This window comes from Sodalis sp. dw_96 (assembly GCF_018449575.1).
Taxonomy (GTDB): Bacteria; Pseudomonadota; Gammaproteobacteria; order Enterobacterales; family Enterobacteriaceae; genus Acerihabitans.
Genome location: NZ_JAAVUT010000002.1, coordinates 489,558 through 515,542, shown reverse-complemented (window position 1 = coordinate 515,542; position 25,985 = coordinate 489,558). Strand labels below are relative to the sequence as shown.

Sequence of the window (25,985 nt, the reverse complement as noted above, 5' to 3'; positions counted from 1 at the left end):
GGATCTTTCGAACGAATGGTCGCAAATGCGGGCAAGACGTTTTGATTACATGTTTGTTGTTCCGGCCTTTCGTCGTTTAGCAACAAACATCCAGCGGCATATCAAATATCTTGCCCAGACCTAGGATTATTTCTGCGCGTTATTCGCCGCCAGTTCGATAAGTTTAGCAACTTTGGGCGCTTGGGAGAGATAAGCAACATGGCTGGACTTCACGTCGATGGTGGTACTGCCGGCGCGCTTGGTCATAAAGCGTTCGAGATCGGGGGAAATCATGCGGTCGGCCGTGGCGACCAAGGCCCAACTCGGCTTGGTCTTCCAGGCAGCGGTGGTAATCGGCGTGCCAAATGTTTGCCCGTTTGGCATGACTTGGGAAGCCGCCATGAAACGGGCCTCGGCGGCGGGAATATCAGCGGCGAAATCCGCATGGAAACTCTTCGGATCGATATACAGAAAACCGTCGGCGGTGGGCTTGATGGCTTGACTCGCGGAGGGAATTTTTTTCGCTAAATCCATCGCGCTTTCGCCGGCATCCGGTTCGAATGCGGCGATATAGACCAATCCGGCCACCTTCGGGTCATTGCCCGCCTCTGTTATCACGGCGCCGCCATAGCTGTGGCCCACCAGGATACTCGGGCCATCATGGGCGTCGACCACGCGGGTTGTGGCTTTCACATCATCCGCGAATGACGTTTCCGGTTCTTGCACCACCGAGACGGTATATCCGTCATGGGATAATATATTCGACACGGCTTGCCACCCTGACCCATCGGCAAAGTAGCCGTGGACCAGCACGATGTTTTTCACCGGGGCGGCGCTCGCCGCGGTGGAACCGAAAGCAACGAGGGAGAAGGTGATGGCTGAAGCGATACGGGTAACGGTCGAAGAAAGTTTCATGTGAATCTCCTGAGGTGGGTCGCCCAATGATGTCGTTGTGAAGCGATGTCGCCATCCCGTGAGTAGGGTGGTTGCTCAAAAATTATCAGAAAATGATTCCCAGGAATCCTCAACATCCGGAAATTAACAATTTTTAACGAATTTTTAACGCAGCTACAAAAAAGTAAAAGTGTAATGCGTACTGACTCGTACTCTATATCTCTTTCTGGGAGGTTTTGAAAATCCAGCCTTGAAGTCAAACTTGACAAAACTTGACTGCTGTATATACTTAGTGCATGCAAAAAAGACTAAATACTGATAAAGCGCAGCAGGCAATCGACAGGGCTGGTCTGACACAGACTGCCGTGGCTGATGCTTTAGGCGTAACCAAAGAGGCTGTTTCCCAGTGGCTTTTGCACAAGTCTTTTCCTCGTCCCAATAAGCTTCTTCACTTAGGCAAGTTACTGAATCTTTCTTTTGATGATTTAGTTATCAAGGAAGACCCGCACGCACCGAAAGTGGCATTCCGCAAAATGCGCGGGACCAAGACAAAGAGCCATCATATCGAGAAGGCGCAGGAAATGGGTCGTTTTTTGCGCCATCTTGTGCCTTATTTGCCGTTTGATACTTTTGAAATGCCGCCGGTGCTCAAGTCACCTAGCTGTGATTATGACTATCTTCGCACTGTAACAGCGAAAGTCAGGGAGGATATCAATCTTGGGTCGGCTGAGTGCGTGGATTTTACGCACCTCATCCGTCGTTTTAGTGAGTTGCAGGCCGTTGTGGTGCCGGTAATGTGGGGAGCCAAACAGCGCCATGAAAATGCAGTGCACATATACCTTCCAGATTCAGGAAGTACTTGGGTATATCTGAATCTGGATACCAATATCCACGACTTCAAATTCTGGATGGCTCATGAACTGGGGCATTGCTTGTCGCCTAGCTTGGACGGCGACGAAGCTGAAGACTTTGCCGATGCCTTTGCTGCGAGCTTGCTCTATCCGCATAAGCTGGCAGAGGGAGCGTATGTTTCCATCAGATTGCAAGCTTCTCCTGCCGCGAAAATCGCCCATGTTATCGACTTGGCAGATCAATTAACGATCTCTCCTTGGACAGTGATTGGGCAAGTGAACAAATATGCCGAATTCACAGGAAAGCCTGAAATACAGCTCAGCAAGACATCTTTCCCCGGCGCTGTCACCAATTTTAATAAGAGATATAAAAGCCTCAGCGAAGCTCTGTTCGGCGATACTGAGCTCGACCTGCACGGTAGGCCGAGTGCTCGTGACTATATCGAGAAGACAGAGGGCGCTTTTGAAACGTCATTTTTCGACTTGCTCCGAAAATACTTAAAAGAACACGATAAGGGGCCGGGTTATGTTCAAACTGTGCTGGATATACCTCTACTTGATGCACAGAGTATCCACGCTGAGTTGACCTAATGCCTCAATCGAAAATCCTCGTTGACACCAACGCCTACCTAAGGCTGGCCAAAACCATACGCCCCTTACTGTTCGTGCCCTTTGGTGACAACGAGTATTGCCTGTACATTCTGCCGGAGCTTAATGAAGAACTGGCGGGAAGGAAACTGCAAAGTAAATTTCCTTGGGTAGATGAAGATGCGTATTTCGGTGATTCCGATCGCACTTTTCTCGCGCGTTTTTTCTCTTCTTAGTTTTACTCGCCATGATCGGATTGCGCCACTTTTCTCAGTGACTCTCCGCTCAGTTCTAGTCGATGACTGTTATGCACCAGCCGATCCATTAGGGCATCCGCCACCGTCGGATTACTCACCATTTTGTACCATTCAGTCACCGGCAACTGGCTTATCAGGATGGTGCTTCCTCGTCCATATCGGTCTTCCACCACGTCCAGCAGATCCGCTGATTGCCGCGGTGACAGCTTTTCCAGACCCCAGTCATCCAGGATGAGCACCGTTTTTTTCGCCAACTGTAGCAGTTGCTTGCGGTAACTGCCGTCCGCATGCCCCGTGTTCAGGTCATCCAGCAACCGGGGCAGACGCCAGTAACCCACCGCCACATGCTGCTGGCAGGCTTGTTCACCCAGTGCGCAAGCCACATAGGTTTTCCCGCTGCCAGTGGGGCCCGTTATCAATACGTTTTGTTGCCGCTAATACCAGCCGCCGCTCAGCAACTCCGCTATCTGCTGGCGTTTGAGTCCCCGTTCTGGTCTCCAGTCCAGCCCTGACGCCGGTGCCGACAGCCTCAGCCGCGCTTGTCGTCGCAGTCGGGCAACTTTGCTCATTTCCCGCTGCAACAACTCATGTTCAAGCAGCAACCCGAGCCGCTCCTCGAAGCCCAGCTCCTGATAGGTCCCCGGCTGGGTACGCTGAAGCTCCGAGGGCTGTGGCATGGGTTTACAGGTTCTTTAATCGTCATTTCGGTATAACCAAGGGCTTGGGAAACGTCTAGAGTTAAGAGATATCCATGAACCAACAGCGGTTACAGGAGAAGCGTGATGACAATTCTGGTAACGGGCAGCACCGGCATCATTGGTCAGCAAGTTCTGAAAAATCTGGTGGGACGGCAGGTGAATGTTAGGGCCCTGACTCGCGCCCCTGAACGAGCCTCTTTTCCCGAAGGCATAGTTGCCGTCAAAGGAGATTTAACCGATCCGCAAGGTATGCGCGCCGTTATGGAGGGAATTGAAACGCTATTCTTGCTGGTTTCCAACGTGCCCGATGAACTGACCCAGGCCATTCAGGCGGTGAATATCGCCCGGGAAAAAGGCGTCAAGGGACTGGTGTATTTTTCCGTCATACGAGCGGATGAGTTTGTGGATGTTCCGCATTTTACCAGTAAGTATACGGTGGAGCGGATGATTGAATGCTCCGGTATTCCAGCCACCATTTTGCGGCCGGGTTATTTTATGCAAAATGATAGTCGTCAGCGAAGCCTATTGCTGGATAAAGGATTATATGCAATGCCGGTAGGTGAAAAGGGCCTGTCCATGGTTGATGTCCGTGATATTGGCGAAGCCGCCGCCAACGCGCTGATAAGCAGGGATAGCGATACACAACCCGCACCGAATGAAATAGTCGAATGTGTTGGTCCCGATGCGCTGACGGGACAGGGGTTGGCAGGCTTGTGGAGCCACGCGCTTAATAAAGACATTCATTATGCCGGTGACAGCCTCGATCAGTTCGAACAGCAAATGGTACAGGCCGGGCAGCCCGGCTGGCTGGCATATGATATGCGTCTTATGTTGCAACGCTATCAACAGGATGGCGCAGTCGCTGATATGGCGGCTCTTGAGCGTTTTTCCCGGTTGCTGGGCCACCCTCCCCGGCGTTATGCCGATTTTTGTCGGGAAATGGCCGCCGATTGGTCATAATGGTTTCTTTAAAGAGAGTTTACCGTTAACCTCGGACAGGCTATTGGAAATCCCTTGTAATTGTGTAGTAATTGCCGCGTTGTCGGATTTTGATTCAAGCCGGGTCGCTGCAATATAGGCGCTTGTCTGGGCGGTAAGACTGTCAATTTTACCGTCAAATTCTAGGCGAGAAGCGTCAATCTTTGATTCTGTGGTGGTTTTATACGTATCTAGTTTATTATCGAGATGGGTATAAATAATCCATGCTCCGATATAGGCAAGAGCAAGGAAACCTAAGCCCAGCCACATCGCTGATTGAAACGTAAGAGGGGCTTTCAGGTACTGCGCTGGCGTTACGTTCATATCGTTCCCCTTTATTTCAAGAGTTTCTCAGCAATATACGTGGTATTGCCGTTTGCTTCTCAAGCCTGGCATCTATTTTAACATCTTTCTTGCCTTTCACCGCGCAGTCCGCTCCACGATCACCTGGTGCCCGGGACCGAACGAAAGGATCGAGCCGTCGCCACCGTTGGCCAGCACCTTCACGTCCCGGAAGTCGGGGATGATGAATTTTGCGCCGCAGGGCAGCAGGTCTTCATCGCCGATGCCGACGCAATAGGCGCCGGCGGCCACGGCGGAGATCACGCCGCTTTTAGCGTCTTCGAATACCACGGTTTTCGCCGGGGGGAGGCCCAGACGCTCAGCGCCGAGCAGATAGGGATCGGGGTAGGGTTTGCCGCGAACCACGTCATTCCGTTCGACGATAACCGAGACGTAGGGCTGTGCCTGGAGCAATGCTATAACGCGATCGATCTTCAGGCGCCAGCCGCTGGTGACGATGCCCACCGGGATGCGGGCCGCGCCAAGGGAAGCGATAAGCTGCGCCACGCCCGGTATGGGCGCGCAGTCGGCGGTATTTTCCACATGGATGATGTGCGCCTGAATCCTCGCCTGGTCGGCAAGCGGCAAATCATGGAACAGGGCGCGGATGGTGTGGGGGCCGGGCTGGCCGTGGACGTATTTGTTGATTTCTTCGTTGGTTATCCGGCGCCCGTACATCTGTGCCGCCTCGCGCCAGGCTTGCTCAATGACCGCTTTGGAATCGATCAGAACCCCGTCCATGTCGAACAAAACCGCCGCTACCCTCGTTACTGACTGATTCATCTGTTTCTGCTCCAATATGCAATAGCGCTTCGCGCCTGATAAGGGCGGCAGCTACCGCCCCCTGGTCCAGGGGAATACCGCCATCAATGGGCGGGTAACAATCGACGTCAAGAATCCTTGAGGATCCGGTAACCTTCCCCATGACAAATGTGAAGGGAATGCCAATTTCGCAAACTCCTGCCACTATCTCCTGAATAGCGCTAAGCTGTATAATTCCGATTTCTCCCTATTTGATTCCCGAGCGGAATGGATATAAAGCTGTTGCGCGCATTCGTTACATTGGCTGAGCAGGGGAATTATCACGCCGCTGCGGAAGCCCTGTACCTGACGCAATCTGCTTTGACCAAGCAAATCCAGGCACTGGAGCATTTGACCGGGGTGAGCCTTTTTCATCGTGGCAGACACGGCGCAAAGCTCACCGTCACCGGCCGGCAGCTTTATGGCAGAACCTGCGAGTTGCTGAAACATCACGAAGAGTTTCTGGAATATACCCGAAGCATAGAGAAAGGGAATGCGGGTAAGCTGGCGCTTGGGTTTGGCATATCATCATTTCGGCTTGCCCCGGCCCTGGTAAATCTTTTTCGTGAACAATTCCCCGAGGTGGAAGTCTCCCTTAGCGACATTCCCTCCAATGTGCAGTGCCGCATGTTAACTGAGGGGCAACTTCAGGCAGGCTTTATCCGTTTGCCGATGACCGAACCGCTGCAGGTCAAGGTTTTGATGGATGAGAACCTCGTGTTGGCCGCCCCGTCAGGCGCTAACGTGGATCCCGCTGATATTCGGTCTTTGTTCAAGAAGCACCCGCTGTTGCAAATCAATCCGCGCCGCGGGCCCTGCCTGGCGGAACAAGTCACTCGTTTTCTTGAGGTCAATCATCTGAGCGCCAAACCAGCGTCTGCCGCTGATGATATTCATGCCCTGCTGGCATTGATCGCCGCGGGAAATGGCGTGGCGTTGCTGCCCTCGGGCATCAGCCATTTTTTGCCGGCCGGTGTGACCGTTGTGCGGCCAGAGGGAATGCACACCCTTTGGCAAATTGGCGTCGCCTGGAATCCGAAGATAAAGGATGCGCTGCGGGATAAATTTTTGCAGATGATGTCGGAGGCGACCTGAGCCTGGTCTGGCGGTGTGAATAAAACCGCCCTTTTGCCGTTATAATAAATGGGTATAACAATTTCACTTATAAGTTTTAACAGCAATCTCTTTAATTAACGAAAACGCTTTCCTAAACGGCTTAATTCTTTCACTATTTTTCCAGATGAACGCTCGACCTCATTTTCTCCGCTTACTATAGCACGAGGTATCTCTTGTTGTATTTGTTCGCCAATACGCTTTGCCTCTTTTTTTAGTTTTTCTTCAATGGATAAAGGTGCTTTTTCATTGGTCTGAATGCTAATATCCCGCTGTAATCGATCCTTCAGTGATTCCAACGCCCCCTCCAATTTACCTTCTTCCTGAAGGATATAGGGCATATTGCCATCACCTACATTAATTTCATCTTTAATAATCAGGCATAGACGAGAGGCTTCTTGTATCAACTCCACCACCTCTTGCGGATTACTTACGCTCATAAGTGAAGAATTGATTTTTTCATGGTTTTCTTTTGAAAAATTAATAAATTCTTTAATGCTGGCTTTATCGGTATGATTACTGACTGATTCCAAATTTGAAATAAGCGCTGCAAATCTTTTGGGCAAATGACCGTTGAGGCTGATTATGGCGCTAGCTTGGCCTGGCGCATTGTTGCTAGTGGAACAATTATTGATGTCCATAGTGTTATTTTCCTGAATTAAAGTGGCTTATTGAAAATAACAGAATGCGATTAAATGTGACCTATACCGTTATGATGTCGCTTAAACTTCCTGAACGATAAGCGTCCGGCGAACCGGACGTACTCTTTTTTCCCGTGGGTCACTGCTGTGATACGGCGCTGAATGCCGAATCACTGTCACCCGCGCTGTGTGTCTCATCCTCCGCGGCCGGAGCGCAGGAATCACGCCGAATAAACTGGGTTGGCATCATCAGCCGCCGGGGATCCAGTTCAGGATTGGCGATGCGCTCCAACAGCAGCTCCGCCATGTGCCGCCCCATCTGCTCGGGGAACTCGCGGATGGTGGTCAGGCTGGGATAAAGCAAATCCCCCACCGTATCGTTGCAGCCCACCACGCTGATGTTTTCCGGGATGCGCAGTCCCTGTTCCCGCAGTCCCTTATACACTCCGCAGGCGGTGGAGTCGTTGCCGGCGAAGATGGCTGACACGGGTTCATTTGTGGAAAGCAGGTATTTGGTTCCCAGATAGCCTATTTCGGTGTCATCTTCTGAATCGATACTGCTCAGCCTGGGGGTCAGCGACGCCTCTTCCATGACCCGGCAATATCCCTCGTAATAGCGGGCAAACCAGGGCAGGCGGGTATTGCCGACAAACCAGATATCCCGATGACCGAGGCTGGTGAGATAACGGGTCACGTCTTCGCCGCCGCGCATCTCATCGGAGAAGACCACGTCGTTTTTCAGCGTGGGAAATTCACCGAGAATGTTGCTGCCGAGCACCACATAACTGATGTTCTTTTGCTCCAGCAGTTCGATGAGGTTCGGCGAGGGGTTTCCCGCCAGGATGACGCCACGCACCATTTCGCGGCGTTGCAACAGCTTGGGCAAGTGCAGCTCCCGTGGGGTGGCGTTGGGGGGATAGCTCAGGGAAACAAAAAACAGATCCCAGCCATGGGCGGCGCAATAGGACTCGGCGCCCGCCAGGATGCAGGCATGGAAAGGCGGCAGCATCGTCCGGTTACTGAGAAGAAAAACCAGGGCGCCGGTCTTTGCGGGCTGTGGGGTGTCGATATTCAGTCTGTCAGCCGCTTCAAGAACCTGTTTGCGCATGGCCGGGTCGACGTGGGCATTGCCGTTCAACACCCGTGACACCGTGGCGATACTGACGTTTGCCTCGGATGCGATCTGACGAAGGCCGGGACCTCCATGTTTGGACTTACGCGTTTTGGTCATGACTCTACATCCTTAAGCCGTTTTTTCCCCAATGAATGATTATGTGCGGGTCTGCTGCATTTTGAGAAATATTACTTATCGTGAAAGTAAATTGCAAACGCAAACATACTATGAATTTCTTATCAGTCGTGCGGTAAGGACGTATTGCGTAGGGCGTACAAAAGTTCTCGGTCCTTTTGATACCGGAATATGTGCCAATGAAATGGCGGGTTTAATTTTTAAGTCTATGAAACGAGTCGTTTAGTGATGTTAGTAATATTTATCATGTAAATTTACTGAATATGATAAGAAAAACGTATCTTAAATGAGTAATTTTACCATTGACGACTTCTGTATCCGATCATACCTTAGTTTAAAATTCACACAAACGATCCTTTTCAGACCTGCGTCCCTAACAATTCAGTCGGAAAACAGCGGTGTTAACCCAAAAGAGGAGCGAATGATTAAAATCCATAAATTTGCCACCAAGGAACAAGCCGCCATCGAGGCCGCATCGGCCGGGGCGAGGGCAATCGTCGAGGCCATCGGGAAAAACGGCAGGGCGAACATTGTGCTGGCCACCGGCGCCAGCCAGTTTGAGGTGATCGCGGCGCTTATCGGGCACGAGATCGACTGGTCCCAGGTGACCGCGTTTCATCTCGACGAATATATCGGCATGCCGGAAACGCATCCCGCCAGCTTTCGCCGCTATCTGCGGGAGCGTTTCGTCTCCAGGTTGCCAACGCTTGGGGCCTTTCACTTCATCCGGGGCGACGCTGCGGATGTGGACGAAGAACTGCGGCGCATTGGCGGCTTGCTTGATAAACATCCCATTGACGTCATGTTCGCCGGCATCGGCGAGAACGGCCATCTCGCATTCAACGATCCGCCGGCGGATTTTACCTCCACGATGGCATATAAGGTGGTGGATTTGGATGAGCGCTGCCGCCGGCAGCAGTTTGGCGAGGGCTGGTTCGCTACCCTGGAGGAGGTGCCCTTGCGTGCCGTCTCCATGACGGTGCGGCGCATTATGGCCAGTAAAGTCGTCATCCTGACGGTCCCGGACGAACGCAAGGCCGAGGCGGTGCGCGACGTTCTGGAGGGGCCGGTGACCAATGCCTGTCCCGCGTCCATTTTGCAGCAGCATGAGAATTGCCAACTGTTCCTTGATGGTCCCGCGGCAAGCAGGCTGACACGCTAACCTTGGAGCAGCCTGACCGGACCTGATTATGACGTATCAAGCTTGATCGTGCTGACAGTCCTCCCTGTACCTGACTAAGCCGGACTGTGCCGGACCAAGCCGCACCAAGTTGAACTAAGCCGCACTAGGCCGGGTCCCGGCGCGGAAGAAACGAAGAACCTGATTTAACACTGATAAAAGGAGTGGAGTCGTGAAAAAAAGCAGCATTGCCATTTGCCGTCTGGCCGCACTGACGGCTACCGTGGTTCTCTCGTCTCTCGCCGGATCATTTCAGGCTTTCGCGGAACCCGTCACCATCAATGTCATCGATGTGGCCGGCGACCTGCAGATAAGCCAGCCCGCGTTCGACAAGTTCAAGGCCGAACATCCCGAGCTGGTGAAGAACTTTGTCTTTACGCAGGCCACGGCTCCCGAACTGGCCGGCAAGCTGAAGGCGCAGCAGGATGCCGGACGCGTGGACATCGACTTTGTCCTGACCGGGAACGATGCCCTGGCCGCCGGGATGGGGCAGGGACTGTGGATGCAGATCCTGCCGAAATACCAAAGCATGTTTCCGAACATGGAGCAGCTCTATCTCCATGGTGCCTACCTGATGCAAGAGATGGCACGGGGACAAGCGTTTGTGGTGGATTGGACGCCGTCCGGCCCGCTGCTGGAATACGCGCCGGATCGGGTGAAAGTTATGCCGGACACGGCGGCAAAATTGCTCAGCTGGTGCAAGGCCAATCCCGGCAAATTCATGTACGCCCGGCCGTCCAATTCCGGCCCGGGCAGGACCTTTGTGATGGGGCTGCCCTATTTGCTCGGGGACAAGGACCCCCTCGATCCGGTCAACGGCTGGGACAAGACCTGGGCCTATCTCAAGCAGCTTGACGGCTGCATTGAATACTACCCCGGCGGCACCACGGCAACCATGAAGGAACTGGCCGAGGGCACCCGCGACATCATCGCCTCGACGGGGGGCTGGGATATCAATCCCCGTTACCTGGGCATTGTCCCCGCGGAGTATAAAGTCGGCACCCTGAAGGGATTCCATTGGGTAGGCGATGCTGATTACATGGCGATTCCCAAGGGGATCGCGAAAGAGAAACTGGATGTGGCGCTGCAATTGATGGCGTTTATCCTGAAGCCTGAACAGCAGGCCCTGATGTACGATCACGGCTATATGTATCCCGGTCCGGCCATCAAAGGCGTCACCCTTGCCATGGCCCCGGCCGACAGCCAGGAGACGATCAAGACCTTCGGCCGGCCCGAATACGCCGGGCTTATCGCCAACAATCCGACGGAACCGCCCCTTGACGCCAAGCAGCTGGTGGCGATGTTCGATAAGTGGGATCGCGACATCGGCGCGGCAAAGATGCAGAAATAAGGAAAATGCGGGAGCCGGCGCGGGTCCGGCGACCGCATGATGTGGACATCGTGCTGAGGCAGTGAACAATGGCAATAACATCCAGGGATTTTCGTGAACTGCGGCTGGAGCATATCAGCCGCGCCTTCGGTAGCCATAATGCGCTGAGGGATGTGACGCTGACGGTGAAACGCGGGGAGTTCATCGCGCTGCTCGGCCCGTCGGGCTGCGGAAAATCCACCGCCCTGAATTGTCTGGCGGGCCTTTTGTCCTTGAGTGGGGGCGGGATCTGGCTCGACGATCGCCGTATCGACATGCTGAAGCCGGAGGATCGGGGGTTCGGCATGGTGTTCCAGAACTATGCGTTGTTCCCCCATATGACTGTCCGGCGCAATGTGGGTTTCGGCCTGCAAATGCAGGGGATGGCGAAAGCCAAGATTGACCTGAAGGTGGAGGAATCCCTGAACGTTGTCAGGCTGGCGCAGCAAGCCGATAAATTACCGGCCCAGCTCTCCGGCGGGCAGCAGCAGCGCGTGGCCATTGCGCGCGCCATCGCGGTGGAGCCGCCGCTGGTTCTGATGGACGAACCCCTTTCAAACCTGGATGCCAAGCTGCGGCTCGAAATGCGCGGCGAGATCCGCCGTATACACCGTTTACTGGGTTCCGCCACCATCTACGTGACGCACGATCAGGACGAGGCCCTTTCCCTCGCCGACCGGATCGTCGTTTTGCGCGATGGCGGCGTGCGTCAAATCGGCACGCCGCACGATCTCTACAATCGGCCGGCCCATCTTGATGTGGCGGAGTTCATGGGTTTTCGCAACGCGCTGCCCGCGCGGATCCTGCGCAAGCAGGGCGATGAAGTGGAAATGTCCCTTTCGGGTGCAACCCTGTGGGGCCGGGGCATGGATGCCACGGATGCGGGAGAGGTGGTTGCCGCCATCCGTCCTTCCGACCTGGTTCCGACGCCGGATGGCGCCATCGGCGCAACGGTGACCGGGATGGAGTATTCCGGCGAACATTTTCTCGGGTCCGGCCGCACCACTGACGGATACGAGGTCTTTTTCCGGGCGCGGGACACTATTGCCCCAGGTGCTACGGTGCGTCTGGGGGCGCCCGCTGACCGTGTTCTGGTTTACCCACGGGAGACCGGACAATGAAGCCGGTCGGCGCCGAAATAGTGCACACCCACAGACGTCGCAGGCTGGCGGACTATGGTTTTGACGGGGTGACGCTTCTGATATTGCCGGCGGCGCTGTTCCTGCTGCTGCTGTTTATTTACCCGTTTTTCTATGGGCTGGTACATTCTTTTATTCCCAAGAGCGGGCAATGGTATGCCAACTACGCCAGATTTTTTTCCGATCCCTATATTTATGAAACGATTTGGCTGACCTTGCAGCTCGCGCTGCCGGTCACGCTGGTGAACGTTGCGCTGTCGGTGCCCATCGCCATGCGCGTGCGCCTGATGCGTCATCAGCGGGTGCTGACCACCATTCTGGTGATTCCCATCACCCTCGGCACCGTGCTGGTGGCCGACGGCCTGTTGAACTATCTCGGTCCGCAGGGCTGGTTTAACCGGGTGCTGGTGACCGTCGGCCTTATCGATCATCCGGTGCGCCTGGTCCACAACTATACCGGTGTCTTCCTGTCCCTGATCATCACCGGATTTCCTTTTACTTTCCTGCTGGCCCTGTCGATGATTTCCGGCATCGATCCGGCCCTGGAGCAGGCCGCCGCCACCCTGGGCGCCCGTGCGCGCCAACGCTTCCGGCATGTGATCCTGCCGCTTATCCTGCCCGGGCTGGCGGTTATCTTCTGCCTGTCTTTTGTGGATGCATTTTCGGTCTTCCCCTCCGCCGTGATTCTGGGGGCGCCGGCGGGAGAAACGCGGGTTATTTCCATTGCGGCCGCGCAGGCGGCGTTCGAGCAATACGACTACTCATTCGCATCGGCTATCGCCATGATTATGGCCATCGTCCAATTCGGTATCGTCGGCATCATACTCACGGCGCGCGGCCTGTTCTATAAAGGGCCGGCGGGCGGGGGCAAGGGATAGACCATGCACCTGGAAACGTCATTTGGCTTGGAAACCATACTATGACTGTGGAAACCGTCATTTGCCTTGTAAGCCATAACATAAGCGTGGAAAGCATAATATGAACCTGGAAAATATCCTGGACCGGCTGTGGAAGATTGCCATCTGGGCTTTTGTGATCTTCTTCATCCTTAATCTGTTGGCTTTGATCGCCACCGTAGTGGTGAATTCATTCGGCACTCGTTGGCTCGGCACCTGGCTGCCGGCCGGCTACACATTCCGCTGGTACTTCTCCGCCTGGCGGGAGTTCCAGTTGGGGGACGTGTTGATAGTGACGTTCCAAATCGTCGGCACGGTGGTTGTGCTGTCGGCGCTGATCGGTGTGCCTGCCGCCTATGGGCTGGCACGACGTAATTTTCCCGGCAAATCATTGGTGATGGCGCTGTTTCTGTTGCCGCTGCTGGTGCCGCCCATCACCTTCGGCATTCCCCTCGCAACCTTGCTTTATCGCCTTGGGCTGGCCGGCACCATGAACGGCGTCATTCTGGCCAATCTGGTGCCCACCGTTCCTTTTGTCGTGGTGCTGATGATACCGTTTATCGAGCAGATCGATCCGCGAATCGAGGCGGCGGCCCATGTCTTCGGCGCCAACACGGGCAAGCTTTTTATTCATGTGCTTATCCCCATGCTGTTGCCCGGCATTCTGGCGGCAACCCTGCTGTCCCTGGTCAGGACCATCTCCATGTTTGAACTGACCTTCCTCACCGCCGGCCCCAGCAGCCAGACGCTGGTGGTCTCCCTGTATTATTCCGTTTTCGCCGCCGGGGTGCGGGCCGGCCAGTCCATTGATGCCATGGCGGTTATTTACACCGTGAGTTCGCTTATCTGGCTTATCGTGGCGCTGCGCTTCGTCAACCCGACGCAAATCGTGGCGCGCGCCCGTAAAAGCCCGACGGTTTAAAACCAGGATCCCCTGCGCTGATTAACGATAATGGCGGCAGCCTTCAGACTTCAGCATTCAGATCTGATTATCCCATGCCGCCAGTCGCTGGGCCTTCAGCATTCAGATCTGATTATCCCATGCCGCCAGTTGATGGGCCTTCAGCATATTCTCGACCGCCAGGGGTACAACGTTGCGGAATTTGCCTGTGTCGGCGGGGACTAACTCGATCATGCAGTCAATCATCTCCTGCGCGTCGAGGTGACCGAGAGGCGACGCAAGCGCCTCGTCGAACTGCGCGCGCAGGTCATCGCGGCGGGTGATATTTTTTGCGTCGTCGAGCCAGCGGAACGGCGTGTCGGCCATGGTCTCGTTAAAGCCGGTGTAAAAGGCGCCGGGATTGATGGTTTGGACCTTGATGCCGTAACCGGCCAATTCTTGCTGCAATGCTTCAGCAACCGATTCGAGAGCGTGCTTGGTGGAGGCGTACACGCCCCAATTGGCCGGGGAGAACAGGCCGCTCATGGACGAGGTGAAGACCACTTTTGCCTGTTTCTTCTGGCTGATCCACTTTTTGACAAAGCCTTGCGTCAGGGTGAGGGGGAGAAAAACGTTGACCTCATAGTTCCGGCGAACGAGATCGAGCGGGATCTCAAAGACCGGGCCGCCTTCGCCCATGCCGGCATTGTTCCAGAGCACGTCGATATCCCAGCTCTGGGCAAAAGCCATGTCGTGGGCATCGAACAGGTCGAGCTTCTCAACCCGCAGATTGGCGAGCCCGAGCGCCTTGGCTTTCTCTCGCAGCGGCGTGACTTGGGGCGAGCATTGCACGGTGGCAATAACGTTGTGGCCCTTGCGGGCGAGGCCGATTGCCGCCGCCTCGCCGAACCCGGAGCCCGCGCCGGTGATGAGGATAGTCTTTGACATTTAAAATCCCTCCTGATGATAGGTTAGCGCAGGAAGATTGGGGCAGGAACGCCGATGCCCTGTTCTTTAGCGTCGATGTGAACTTTCACGGTTGAAGCCTTTATAAGGTTTATTCCAATGACCTGCCCATGGCAGCTTTTTGCGACGCGTTAAACATCCCCATAGCGGAATCCGTGTTTATCGTCACAGCCACAACCGCAGCGGGGTGCAAACGATGGCCCGCATCGCCTGAATGCTGTATGGTATAATCCTAGCTGTTGAAATAGGTCCATATCCAACATTTGTCATTTTATGAAACTAACATATGTCAGATTTTGATGCAAGCTCCGCCAAGGAAAAGCGTACCCGCCGTCCTATTCAGGAGCGTTCACTGGAGCGCATGACCCGGGTTATCGAGGCGGCCGAGCGCATGCTCGAAGAACTCGGCCCTGAAAAAACCTCGATTCCCGCTCTTGCGGAAGTTTCGGGGGTGCCGCGGGCCAGCATTTACCCCTTCTTTCCAGATAAGTACGCGCTGTTCGCCCATATTGCCCAGATCCATATGCGGCACCTCAGCGAGGCTATCGCAAATTCAGGCGCTGCGCGCACGCGCACGCTGCACACCTGGGTGCGTACCGTGCTTGATACCTGCGTGGAGTATTACAATGCTCATCCGGCAGCGGGCGTGCTTCTGCTAAACGGTTCTTTTAGCGACGCCGACCGTGCTGCCCATGCCGGCAAGAACACCTCCATCGGACAACAGTTACGCGACGCGGCCGTGGGATTTGGCGAACTTACGACGTTGCCGGTGTCACCAGACGTTGCGACCATTGCCGTTGAAATAGGTTTTGCCTGCCTGAAATTCGGCTACGCACAAGAAGGACACATTGATAACGCGGTTCGGAACGAGGCATTCCGGGCGGTCATGGCCTATCTGGATCACTGGCGAGAGGCCCGTGAACCAAGGTAGTTCAGCGGCGCGCATCGCCACTTCAACCACTTCAATTTCATCGTGCCTGATGTCCGTATTGCCGGCCTGGCACGATAACTTCAACATTATCGTGCCCGATGTCCGCATTGCCGGCCTGGCATGATACCTGCCGTTACACCGCGGGCGAATCCGCCACCAGCCGCAGGAGAGTGACTTCAGACGGCGCGCCCAGCCGTATCGGCGGCCCCCAATAGCCCGTGCCGCGGCTGGTGTACACCCAAAGATCGTTGAGTTTGCCCAGCCCGTGAACAAACGGCTGCTGAAACCGAATGAAGAACATCCACGGCAGAAACTGGCCGCCATGGGTGTGGCCGGATAATTGCAGCGTGAATCCCGCCTGCGATGCGGCGGCGGCGCTGCGCGGCTGATGGGCAAGCAGCAGCCGGAACGGGATATCACTCGGCGCGCCGTGCATGGCTTTCGCCGGTGAGCTCATGTGCGCCGGGTCTACGTTGCCCGCGCCGTAATCCGTTACGCCCGCGACGACGGCATGCGCGCCGTCGTGGTTCACCACCACATGTTCGTTCATTAATACGTTGAAGCCCAGCCGGCGAAACTCGACAATCCATTCATCCGCGCCGGAATAGTACTCATGATTTCCGGTGACGAAGAAGGTGCCGTGCCGCGCCGATAACGCGCCAAGGGGCTGCGCATCGGCCGCCAGTCCAGGCACTGTCCCATCGACGACATCGCCGGTGACGGCTATTAGATCCGCCTTGAGCGCATTCACCGTCGCGACGATTTTCTCCACATAACCGCGTTTAATGGTCGGGCCGATGTGGATGTCGGTGATTTGCACGATTTTGAAGCCATGCAGCGCCGCCGCCAGTCCCGCGATGGGAACATCGATAACCTTCACCGGCGCATTCCGGCGCGCGTAATAGACGCCCAGCAACGTGAGCAGTATGGCCAACACCGGCACGCAGAGCGCGCTCAAGGAGATTAAATCGTAAGGGGCCGAAGCTACGCCCCGCAGGCTGTTCACGGCGTAAAGCAACAGCAGCAGGATATCGCGCAGCACGGTCAGTACCAGCAGCGACGAGAATAAGCCTATGGCGAGATAGCCTATCCACGCCAGCAGGTCCGACAGCGGCTGCTTTTTGATAGTGCGCGCGGCCATGCCCAGCGGGATCAGCAAAACCGATACAACCAGCAGCAGCGCTCCCAGCCATTTGAACGGGGCGCTGATCGGCAGGTCAGAAATAAGCCGCACGCCGATATACACATGCAAAAGAGTGATGATGCTGATGAGGCGAATGAAAAATGCGGAGCGAAGCATAGGTGATTTAACCTTAAAAGGTATCCTGGTAAGAGTTTATGTGCCCTGGACTGCAATTGGTATCGTGGAAACTCCGATGTTATGGCCGCGCACCGGTGGCTACATTGCTCGATGGAAAGACATCGTTTTCTATGTCCTATGCTTGATCAGCAGCAATGCGTTAACCAGGTGAGACTTGTCCGTATCGCTTAAATTAGGCGCATTCAATAAGCTAGAAATTTCCAATTTATCCTTTTCGCTGAAACTACCGGCACGTAAGCGCTGGCTGATGGAGCTCAGTATCACCCTGTCTTGGTCGGAAATCGTTTTCCTGACGTCATCAAGATGTTTAGGTCTCCAGTTCTGCTCAGGGCTGGATAACCAATCAGCAAGGTAACGGTATTGAATCGCCTTTGCAACGTCCATCTGTGCCTGTATAAATGGCACCACGGAGTGTGGATCCAGACCTGTGTCCTTCGCCTCTTCCTGTGCCAAGGAGACGACTTTCTGTTCCCTAACCAAATCTTCCACCGGTAAATGATGTTCTGCCTTGTAGCCTGCTACATCTTTCATTATAAGCATGCGCTCATTCAAGGCCGACGATAGAGATAAAATTGAATTAGCCAAGACCGGGCCGGCAAAAACCGAGCCGGCTAAAAATAACGATGACAATAACAAGACGATTTGACGCATCACTTCCTCAGCAACAGTTCACAAAAAGGGAGAGTATAATCAAGATATCGCTGAATTTAAAAGATATTTAGCGTTCTGTTCTCCATGTTTGAAAAATTAGATCGGCTATGGTTGTCGTCTAATGAAGCCATAACGCGTAATTATTAATGCCAAAATATGTGTAAGCTACTGAACCGGGTTGCTCAGTTTATGAAAGCCGCATCACCGTTTATTAATCACTTTATTATCAGGTAGACTATAAATTTTGTCTGCAACCGCGATTGCATCCGGCCTGTGTGCGGCGAAAATACGGGTTATTTTCATTGATTTTATCGCCTCATTAATCTTCCGTTCGTTTTCCACATCTAGTGCGGAGGTTGCCTCATCAAGAATTAAAATAGTCGGTTTTCTATAGAGCGCGCGAGCCAAAGATATCCGCTGTTTTTGGCCGCCTGATAATGAGCTACCCAACTCACCAATTAATGTTAGATAGCCAAGAGGCATAATCTCTACTTCTTCATGAATGGATGCCGCCTTGGCGCACTTTTTCATATGTTCAATATCAGGTCTATCAGAAAAAGAGGTGATGTTTTGCTGCAATGTGCCGGAGAGAAGCAAATCTTCTTGCATAACAAAAGAGATCATGGAACGATAATCATCAAGACCTAAGCGTTGAAGTGGAACACCATCAATCAAAATAGAACCTGAAAGACTTTCGCGTAGCGATGCCAGCACTGAAAGTAAAGTGGATTTACCGCAGCCGGAACGGCCAACGATTGCAAGACTTTCGCCCGGTGAAACGCTAAAGGTCACGTTTTCGAAAATGGGCGGCTCGGAAGGTGAGTAAGTAAAACAAAGATCTTTCACTTCTACCAAACCTACAGGTGCAACCATGCAATAATTATCTTCACCAGAAAAATTCTCGCTTTTAGCCAACGCGATATCACCCAGTCTTCTTGTGTGGGCAGGCACGAGGCGGAATTGATAAAGTGCATCACTAAAATTGATTAAACGCGACATGAATAGATCGGAAAATTGCATAAAAGCAAATATACCCCCGGTCGTAAAGCCGCCGGTATCGACGACATGAGCGCCAACATAAATGACTATGCCGGCAGTTATCCCGGTAATGGTAAGAGAAAGAACCTGTGAAAAAAAGTCTATCTGAAATAAACGAATATTCGCTGAAGCCGTATAGGTACAAAGATTAAGCCATCTCAATTTTCGTATATCAGCAATTCTCAGGATTTTGATAACAGAAATAGCTTTTACTGTTTCCATGTAAAAGCTATATTGCGCGGCTGAACTTATTATCATTTCATTAAGCGTAGAGCGGTATCGCGAAAAGCTAAGTACCTTAAATGAAATATAGATTGCAGCCAACAACAGCACAAGGACAAAAAGTAGAGTGTTATAGGAAAACATTATAACTGAGAGAAGAATGATCAGTACCAAGTCGAGAATGGCTCCTATGGTCCGCGCGGTGAAAGTCTCTTTGATTTCATCAAGAGAGTGCATTCGCGACGCCATTTCGCCGAGGTTTCTTTTTTCAAAAAAGTTCACTGGTAGGCTAACAAGCTTCGTAAATAACCCTTCAGACCAATGCAAGCCGATCGCATATTTTGTTGACGCAATAGCCCATGCTCTACACCAGGATAGAATAGAACGGATGAATACAAGCGAAATAAAAAGAGCCATTAATAACGTTAGTGATCCTATTTCACTGTTTTGTAACACGGTATCAATGACAAATTGAATGAATATCGGTATAAGTAAGGTTAAGCTTTCTACGGCGCAGGAAATCAGCAACACTCTGAACAAAAGCCGCAGTTTCCCGTCTATGCCAGAAAACATGTCTCGCAACGTGAAACATTGATGGGTCCGTTTTTTTTCAAAGCGAGCCCCCGGCTGCAATTCGATAGCAATGCCTGTAAAGCAATCTGAAAGTTCAGCTAGGCTAATCTTGCGACGACCGCAGGCAGGATCATGTATAATGGCATAAGTGCGTTTAATAGTTTTGAGAACGACAAAGTGGTTAAAAGACCAGTGCAAAATGCAAGGAGCCTTGACATTATATAGCTCCTGTAACTGAGCACGAAATGGCCTACCTGTAAGGCCCATTTTTTCAGAGATTTCGATTATCTCTTTTACGCTAAGCCCTGCGGCAGGAATATTAAATTTTTCACGTAAACTATTAAGAGTGATTAGGTGGCGATGATAGTTAAGAATCATCGTTATACAAGCGAGCCCGCACTCTATAGCTTCATCTTGTATTATGTCGGGCAGTCGAGGTTGTAGATTCAAATTTTTTAACTTTTCCATTTTGCCGCAATGAAATTGTAAAGCAACTGATAAACGCGTTTTTTGTCCGTCGTGATATTGGCGGTAACTTCCATACCTTGGCGTAATCGAAAATTGGGGTTGTGTTCGGGTTCAGCTGTCACAGCAAAAAACATACCTTCTGGTTTACGTATTGCCGCGGGAGATACAGTTTTAACGATACCGTTAAGTTTCCCATATCTGCGCCATGGAAATGAAGAAACACGGATTTTTACGGTTTGCCCCGCGTGAATTCCACCCATTGCAGCTGAAGGAATGTTAAGCGTTATCGTAGGCAGCGCACCTTCCGGCAGAATGAGCGCTATTACGTCACCTTCTTTGACAGCATCACCGGGGATTACTGTTGAGTAACCGAGTATTCCCTGCGAAGGAGCGATTATATCAGCAGATGCCGAGCTGGTGGCTTCCAAGAGTTCTTGATGAGCATCTGCTAACCATCGGGTATATTCCGCTTCTTTTGTTTTGAAGGCTTCCAGCTCTTGGTTTAGGGATATGTAAAGCATTTTTATTTCATAGTTAATCTGCGATATTGACACCTTTATACGTTGAGTTTCTTCCTTACCCTCCAGAAGTTGCCGCGCCGCTTCTTGCAGCTCAATTTTAGAAATAATACCGTTTTTACTGTGCTTTAAAAACAAAGCGTTGCGTTTTTCTGCAAGCTCAAATTTCTTTCCTTGAGTAGTCAAAAGTTGCTGATAATAAGAAAGTATCTCTTTTTTTAACACTTTTTTTTGCCCATAATCGCTTTTAATCCTTGCTATTGACATCGTTATGTCTATTTTGATTGCCTCTAAGTTGGCTATTTTTTCACGAATAAGAAATTCTCTTTTCAAATGTTTTTCTACGCCGCCGAGAATTATTTTTCTGGCTATTGTGTAAAGAGTTTCACCTCGGCTGACCTGCTCCCCCCCGACATTCTTTGCAAAAGTCACCACGCCTTCCAGAGGAGAAGTTAAGGTGTAAATACTCGGACGAAATGACACCTGGCCTGATGCCTCTACATTGATCTCATATGAGCAGAAAATCATGAGTCCGGCAATCACCCCAATAGTTGCCAAACTAGCAACTAATGGAGATAAGGGTGGCTTAGCAAGCGTTAGAGAATGCCTGCCTATCCAATCCAGGCTGTGACTTTCAATCGCCTCTTTGCGGAAAATATTCAATTTAACCCCAAGTGTGGATTAACGGGTTGATACATAAATATTTTTTTTGTCTATTATTAACCGTTTACCTTTAAAATAATCGCATCCAATTACGCCATCTATACCCCCTCTAGCTAGCTCGGGCGCATCAAATCCATTACGCATAACTTTAATTACCACGTTTTTTCCGGTTACCACTTCGGTTATACTTTTCCTATTTTTTCCAGACTCCTTCGCAAATAATACACTTCGGTTTGCACCTGTATCTAAAACTAGTCTCAAACGCCTGCCAGCGTCACCGATGGCATAAAGCTCTATACCATATTCAGTGCGTGTAATTGGCAATTCATCCCATTCTCTTTGCTTGTCAAGCTTGACTCTGGTGGTGACTTCGAGCGTCAATTTTTGCAGGTCAATGATGAGGACATTATCGCCAAAAGTATCAAGCCCGATAACGCCATTGATTGGCTCAATATTCTGCCGCTCATGCTGATTGCCCCACAAATTGAAAGTGGTTAGGGGAACATTATCCATACGAGCGCCATTTATTAGCAGCTGTGGTGCTAGGAAAAATTTCGCATGCCTGACAATTCCAAAGGCGTCTGAATATCTCTCTATTTTTACATAGTTAGCGGGATGGCCTGGCAGGCTCTTTATGACACTTTCTCTGAGGTGAATGCCGCCCGTGGCACCGGTATCAATAAGTAAACGCTCAACTTTTTTGCCATTGATATTCAACGAAGTTAATGGTTCACAAGTATCAGTAAGCCTTATTTTGCTTGTCAGAGCATAACTATCATGCTCTATGAATAACAACATTATTAGCAGGGTAATTTTCATGCATTTATTTATCATTTTCTATTCCTAAATTTATTACCAGCTCTTCAATACTGACGCCCATCTCGTTGAGTATTGACGCGCAGCGGCCTAAAAACATCTTCATAGCATCGCAGTAAATGGTTTTCCCTGTGAATCCATCGATAGACGAATAACGATTTATCGGCCTGCCACCCGCGCATATGTTACGCCAAACACATTCTGAACATTCTCTTGGTATTGTGTCTTGTATGATATTGAGTGCAATAAGCTGCCTGCTAGCGAAAATCTCTTCAAGAGAGGTATGCGTGATATTACCTATAGATGTGAAAATATCTGAATGGGTAGAGCGCAGCGTGTCATCAACGTAGATCTCGCCTTGCGAGGTTACGGTAAAAGCTAAAGCCAGGGCATTTTTATTTACATTAGTAACTCCCAGTACAACGTTTTTTTTATTCCCGGCCAGATGCGCCATATGGGCGTTTACAATACGTACGACACAGTCGGGATCGTTTTGTGCATACCATTTATCGCATATTTCAATCAAACTGCGTCCGATGGCTGCAGTATCAATCGGATTATCGTAGTTGCAATCAGGCAACAGGAAATCAAAGTTGCGGCATCCCATCACATCATATAGGTGGCTGAAAAGTTCTGAACCGTTGGCCTTTGGTGTAAGAACAGACAAGACCGGAGCGTTTATCTCTTTTTTGCCGTCGGTAGAGCGTGTCGAAAGTAACTTATATCCGCGAAGTGTTTTTTCATAACTGCTGCGGCCTTGATGATCGAGCCGATGAATATCGTTAACGTGTTTCGGGCCATCTATTGAGATGCTGACGGAAACATGATATCGAGAGAAAATTTCAATCCATTCCTCATCAATCAGTGTGGCATTAGTCTGAATTCCTATTTGAACGGAAGCTCCATTATAATCACCCTCGCGTATTAATGCGCAAAGAACTGCCATTCGCTCTTTTTTAAGCATCAGAGGTTCACCGCCGTGTAAATCTATTTGAATAACATCAATGCTGTATTCTCTGACTGATCTTTCGAGGAAATTTTTAAGGGAATTAATTGTTGCACGTGATATTACTGGTGCGCTATTCAATGCCAAATCGCTGCCCATATTAAATACATAACAGTAGCTACAATTCAGGTTGCAACGTTCACTCACTTTAAGAATTATTTCAAGATGTTTTGGCTGCTTATCCTTCATATTATACTCTAGAATGGAGTGTGATAAGGGCAATGAATTAAAAGCGATGCGAGGCATCGCTTTGGCTATTAATTTTTCCTAGAATTTCTTTTTCCAACCGAATTTAACCCAGCCGTCGTTACCTGCTCCACCGCGAATAGATTTCAGTAAATCGCCGGTGTCTTTTGCCAGTGGTGTTTTAGTGTTATTTTTTATTGCATCTCGCAATTTATCCATAGTATAGCTCCTCCTTTAAGGCTGTATTTTTAACCATTTAGAACATAGAATAGTGCATTTATTAAAAAACAAATTAATTGGCAATGAATTAATTATAACCTACAGATCGTTAGCGTTGTGGAGCATTATGTGTCCAAGTCGAGGTGGCCGCTTATTTACACTACATAATTTAATTTTTAGTTAATATTCTTTGCTAAGAAATATCTAATATCACCTAAAATCATAGAGCTTTCTGGAATGCTTGCAATTTTACACGAAATTTCCCTATAGTAAACTACACTTTATGCCAGTATACAATACGCATTCGTTGATATTAAGTCCTTATAATCCTGTGATGGTGATGTGCTTCTTTAGATGTGACCGATTTGCTGTTATATATTGACTAACAGTGCAACAATTGATGCGATGAATAATTGGTTACACACCGATGTATTAGGTTTTTTCAACGAATTTAAAAAACTCTCTGCATTGAATAGCGATCCCTATAAAAATTTATTATCGCATTCCGCTAGCCTAATGATGTTTATACCTAGAATGTTTTGGTGCCATTTTTTGCGCCAATGAAAGCTATGAAAATGGCAGGGGTATGTTTATTATTGGCTAATGCCGAGCGCCTCAGACAGGTGGCATTGGAGAGGGCACATCGCGCAAGTGGGAGAAATCACACTAAAGGGGCCGGCGTTGGGGCTGGTTCTCACTACCCTTGAATCCCCCCGGATCGAGCAGTAAAGAACCGGCCGCCCTGGAAGACCCGTCGGCGGCTACTGCCTCTTTAGCGCAGCTTTAAACGCATCAGACACGCTCCAGAAACAGCAATCGTCACCCGCCAGCCACGCTGAACCGGCGATGCGCAACAGGTCCCGTAGATCGTCCTTGACCCGCGCCAATAAGAGCGTTCGCCCGGTCTTTGCTAAACGCGCCTGGAACTCAAGCAATGCGTCAAGAGCGGTGCTGTCAAAATCCTGGCTCTCTTCAAGGGAAAGAATGACCACCCTGGTGACCGAGTCCGCTTCGGCCCACTGTGCCACCACCGCCAGCACCCGCTCCGCATTGGCGAAGAACAGCGGCTCCATCGGTCGCACCACCAAAATCCGCGGGTCGGTCTCGGTTTTCAGGTTTCTGGCCAAATCGACAAAATCATGGGTGTCGGGGATTCTCCCAAGTCGGGCGATACGCGCGGCGGAAAATCGTTGCAGCAGGGCCAATAAAGATAAGCCAACCGCTATCAGCATGCCGTTGAGAACGCCAAAACCAATCACGGCCAGGGCGGCGACCGTGGCCACGACCTCGTCGCGCCGGATATGCCATAAGCGCACGACGGGGCCTGGATTGAGCGCGTGGAACAACGAGGCGATCACCACGGATGCCAGCACGGGTGCCGGCACCAGCGCCACCAGGGAACGTCCCCATAGGCTGAGAATAATTAACACCGCCATGGCGGCGAGGCCGGCATATCGGGTGCGCGCTCCGGCGGACTCCGCCGCCGAGGAGGCGGAAAACCCCGCTCCCACCGGCATGCCGTGCAGCAGCCCGGCGGCAACGTTGGCGAAGCCCAGCGCCACCAGCTCGCGGTTGGCGTTGACCTTGTCGCCGTGCAGCAGCGCAAGGCCACGTATCGACCCCCAGGACTCGGCGAAAAGAATTAAAAACAACGGCACCGAGAGTTCGATGACCCGAGACCAATCGTCCAGGGAAAGTCCAGGCCAGGAAAGGTGGGGAATCGCGATGGCGATGCTTCCCACTAAACCGACGTGGTGCGCCGGCAGGTCCACCAATGCCGACAACAACACGCCGGCGGCAAGCACTAGCGCCGAGGCCGGAAAGCCACGCCATCGCCGCAGTATCGCCAGACTCAACAGCGCCAACGCGCCGATGGACACCGACGCAATCTGGAATTGCGGCAAAGCCTCAATCATATGCCAAATTAACGGCACAATACCGCTATCTCCGCTTGGGGGCAGGGTGATGCCGGCGATGGCGGGGATTTGCTTGATGGTGATGGTCAATGCAATACCAAATGAAAAGCCGCTCAGCACCGGGCGTGAAATAAAACTTGCCAACGCGCCGGCACGCAGCGCGCCGGCGATAAGAAAGCAGAGTCCGGCGGCAAGAATGGCCGCATCGGCCACCAGGGCGCCTTGGGGTATCTGGCGCTGCATTGAAACGATGAGCGCGGCCAGAATCGCCGCGGATGAGGAGGTGGGCGCGACCATTGCGAACCGGCTTCGTCCCGTCAGGGCATAAATGCCCAGACCGACAATGGTGGCGATGATGGCATGGTCCGGCGAAAGGCCGGCAATGGCCGCATAAGCGATGGCCGATGGCAGCAAGAGACCGGCCACGGAAACCCCCGCTAAAACTTCCTGCTTCATTTTGACTCGGCCAGATGGATACGCGGTTCAGGTGCAAATGCCATGCTACCCTCATTTTTTCAGGAATTTTTTGCCAAAAAGGGAGATTTAGTGTTGCCGGCCAATCCCAACAACCTGATCCAGGGGCAGACTGAAACTATCAAAGTGTGTATCACATCGCGGTATATGAAGCCATCCGAT

25 protein-coding genes and 1 pseudogene are annotated in these 25,985 nt (G+C 51.7%); 11 read left to right on the top strand and 15 right to left on the bottom strand.

Annotated elements, in window-relative coordinates:
• Positions 1-126 precede the first annotated feature (126 nt).
• On the bottom strand, positions 127-894 hold the full coding sequence (locus HB631_RS05450; protein WP_213990109.1) for an alpha/beta hydrolase: 768 nt from the start codon (positions 892-894) through the stop codon (positions 127-129).
• Between the two features lie 275 nt (positions 895-1,169).
• Between HB631_RS05450 and HB631_RS05445 the strand changes: the two genes are divergently transcribed.
• Together HB631_RS05445 and HB631_RS05440 are read left to right on the top strand one after the other, a co-directional pair.
• The gene (locus tag HB631_RS05445; RefSeq protein ID WP_213990108.1) at positions 1,170-2,315 is read left to right on the top strand and encodes a helix-turn-helix domain-containing protein; all 1,146 of its coding nucleotides are present in this window, start codon (positions 1,170-1,172) and stop codon (positions 2,313-2,315) included.
• Positions 2,315-2,548 carry a hypothetical protein gene (locus HB631_RS05440; RefSeq protein WP_255556818.1) on the top strand — a complete coding sequence of 78 codons (234 nt, stop codon included), beginning with the start codon at positions 2,315-2,317 and terminating at the stop codon, positions 2,546-2,548. The genes HB631_RS05445 and HB631_RS05440 overlap by 1 nt, the downstream gene beginning before the upstream one ends.
• A gap of 2 nt (positions 2,549-2,550) precedes the next feature.
• Here the strand turns inward: HB631_RS05440 and istB are convergent.
• A pseudogene (istB, locus tag HB631_RS05435) lies at positions 2,551-3,246 on the bottom strand (IS21-like element helper ATPase IstB).
• Between the two features lie 105 nt (positions 3,247-3,351).
• Here istB and HB631_RS05430 point away from each other — a divergent pair.
• Entirely contained in the window at positions 3,352-4,227 is an 876-nt protein-coding gene (locus tag HB631_RS05430) for an NmrA family NAD(P)-binding protein (RefSeq protein ID WP_213990107.1), read from the top strand.
• Here the strand turns inward: HB631_RS05430 and HB631_RS05425 are convergent.
• A complete protein-coding gene (locus HB631_RS05425) occupies positions 4,222-4,569 on the bottom strand; it encodes a hypothetical protein (protein WP_213990106.1) in 348 nt (115 codons plus the stop codon). The two genes, HB631_RS05430 and HB631_RS05425, sit on opposite strands and share 6 nt — an antisense overlap.
• 96 nt (positions 4,570-4,665) lie before the next feature.
• Positions 4,666-5,370: an HAD family phosphatase gene (locus HB631_RS05420; protein WP_213990105.1), complete on the bottom strand. Its 705-nt coding sequence runs from the start codon at positions 5,368-5,370 to the stop codon at positions 4,666-4,668.
• 246 nt (positions 5,371-5,616) lie between these two features.
• On the opposite strand from HB631_RS05420, the gene HB631_RS05415 reads away from it, so the two are divergent.
• Positions 5,617-6,483, top strand: coding sequence for a LysR family transcriptional regulator (locus HB631_RS05415; protein ID WP_213990104.1), 867 nt, complete (start codon positions 5,617-5,619; stop codon positions 6,481-6,483).
• A 95-nt stretch (positions 6,484-6,578) separates the two neighbouring features.
• Here the strand turns inward: HB631_RS05415 and HB631_RS05410 are convergent, their stop codons facing one another.
• The gene (locus tag HB631_RS05410; RefSeq protein ID WP_213990103.1) at positions 6,579-7,142 is read right to left on the bottom strand and encodes a hypothetical protein; all 564 of its coding nucleotides are present in this window, start codon (positions 7,140-7,142) and stop codon (positions 6,579-6,581) included.
• 139 nt (positions 7,143-7,281) lie between these two features.
• Positions 7,282-8,373 carry a LacI family DNA-binding transcriptional regulator gene (locus HB631_RS05405; protein WP_213990102.1) on the bottom strand — a complete coding sequence of 364 codons (1,092 nt, stop codon included), beginning with the start codon at positions 8,371-8,373 and terminating at the stop codon, positions 7,282-7,284.
• 439 nt (positions 8,374-8,812) lie between these two features.
• Here HB631_RS05405 and HB631_RS05400 point away from each other — a divergent pair, with 439 nt between their 5' ends.
• The 5 genes from HB631_RS05400 to HB631_RS05380 all read left to right on the top strand — a co-directional run bounded on the left by HB631_RS05400 (position 8,813) and on the right by HB631_RS05380 (position 13,897).
• Positions 8,813-9,553, top strand: coding sequence for a glucosamine-6-phosphate deaminase (locus tag HB631_RS05400; RefSeq protein WP_213990101.1), 741 nt, complete (start codon positions 8,813-8,815; stop codon positions 9,551-9,553).
• Between the two features lie 190 nt (positions 9,554-9,743).
• On the top strand, positions 9,744-10,922 hold the full coding sequence (locus tag HB631_RS05395) for an extracellular solute-binding protein (protein WP_213990100.1): 1,179 nt from the start codon (positions 9,744-9,746) through the stop codon (positions 10,920-10,922).
• 68 nt (positions 10,923-10,990) lie between these two features.
• Complete coding sequence (locus tag HB631_RS05390; RefSeq protein WP_213990099.1) at positions 10,991-12,061, top strand: ABC transporter ATP-binding protein; 1,071 nt, start codon at positions 10,991-10,993, stop codon at positions 12,059-12,061.
• The gene (locus HB631_RS05385) at positions 12,058-12,957 is read left to right on the top strand and encodes an ABC transporter permease subunit (protein WP_213990098.1); all 900 of its coding nucleotides are present in this window, start codon (positions 12,058-12,060) and stop codon (positions 12,955-12,957) included. The genes HB631_RS05390 and HB631_RS05385 overlap by 4 nt, the downstream gene beginning before the upstream one ends.
• A 100-nt stretch (positions 12,958-13,057) precedes the next feature.
• Positions 13,058-13,897: an ABC transporter permease subunit gene (locus HB631_RS05380; RefSeq protein WP_213990097.1), complete on the top strand. Its 840-nt coding sequence runs from the start codon at positions 13,058-13,060 to the stop codon at positions 13,895-13,897.
• 102 nt (positions 13,898-13,999) lie between these two features.
• Here the strand turns inward: HB631_RS05380 and HB631_RS05375 are convergent, their stop codons facing one another.
• Complete coding sequence (locus tag HB631_RS05375) at positions 14,000-14,803, bottom strand: SDR family oxidoreductase (protein ID WP_213990096.1); 804 nt, start codon at positions 14,801-14,803, stop codon at positions 14,000-14,002.
• Between the two features lie 304 nt (positions 14,804-15,107).
• On the opposite strand from HB631_RS05375, the gene HB631_RS05370 reads away from it, so the two are divergent.
• Entirely contained in the window at positions 15,108-15,752 is a 645-nt protein-coding gene (locus tag HB631_RS05370; RefSeq protein ID WP_213990095.1) for a TetR/AcrR family transcriptional regulator, read from the top strand.
• The gene (locus HB631_RS05365) at positions 15,739-15,876 is read left to right on the top strand and encodes a hypothetical protein (protein ID WP_213990094.1); all 138 of its coding nucleotides are present in this window, start codon (positions 15,739-15,741) and stop codon (positions 15,874-15,876) included. Before HB631_RS05370 ends, HB631_RS05365 begins: the two co-directional genes overlap by 14 nt.
• A gap of 9 nt (positions 15,877-15,885) precedes the next feature.
• Here HB631_RS05365 and HB631_RS05360 read toward each other — a convergent pair whose 3' ends face one another.
• From HB631_RS05360 to HB631_RS05325, 8 genes are all read right to left on the bottom strand, one after another.
• A complete protein-coding gene (locus HB631_RS05360) occupies positions 15,886-17,052 on the bottom strand; it encodes a metallophosphoesterase (RefSeq protein ID WP_213990093.1) in 1,167 nt (388 codons plus the stop codon).
• Between the two features lie 129 nt (positions 17,053-17,181).
• The gene (locus tag HB631_RS05355; RefSeq protein WP_213990092.1) at positions 17,182-17,724 is read right to left on the bottom strand and encodes a chorismate mutase; all 543 of its coding nucleotides are present in this window, start codon (positions 17,722-17,724) and stop codon (positions 17,182-17,184) included.
• Between the two features lie 201 nt (positions 17,725-17,925).
• Positions 17,926-20,025, bottom strand: coding sequence for a peptidase domain-containing ABC transporter (locus HB631_RS05350; RefSeq protein ID WP_213990091.1), 2,100 nt, complete (start codon positions 20,023-20,025; stop codon positions 17,926-17,928).
• On the bottom strand, positions 20,013-21,206 hold the full coding sequence (locus tag HB631_RS05345) for an HlyD family efflux transporter periplasmic adaptor subunit (protein ID WP_213990090.1): 1,194 nt from the start codon (positions 21,204-21,206) through the stop codon (positions 20,013-20,015). Before HB631_RS05345 ends, HB631_RS05350 begins: the two co-directional genes overlap by 13 nt.
• Positions 21,207-21,224: 18 nt before the next feature.
• Complete coding sequence (locus HB631_RS05340; protein WP_213990089.1) at positions 21,225-22,025, bottom strand: aspartyl protease family protein; 801 nt, start codon at positions 22,023-22,025, stop codon at positions 21,225-21,227.
• Between the two features lie 4 nt (positions 22,026-22,029).
• The gene (gene xyeB / locus HB631_RS05335; RefSeq protein WP_213990088.1) at positions 22,030-23,217 is read right to left on the bottom strand and encodes a cyclophane-forming radical SAM/SPASM peptide maturase XyeB; all 1,188 of its coding nucleotides are present in this window, start codon (positions 23,215-23,217) and stop codon (positions 22,030-22,032) included.
• Between the two features lie 78 nt (positions 23,218-23,295).
• Complete coding sequence (locus HB631_RS05330) at positions 23,296-23,433, bottom strand: hypothetical protein (RefSeq protein WP_213990087.1); 138 nt, start codon at positions 23,431-23,433, stop codon at positions 23,296-23,298.
• A 761-nt stretch (positions 23,434-24,194) separates the two neighbouring features.
• Entirely contained in the window at positions 24,195-25,805 is a 1,611-nt protein-coding gene (locus tag HB631_RS05325; protein ID WP_213990086.1) for a SulP family inorganic anion transporter, read from the bottom strand.
• Positions 25,806-25,985 lie beyond the last annotated feature (180 nt).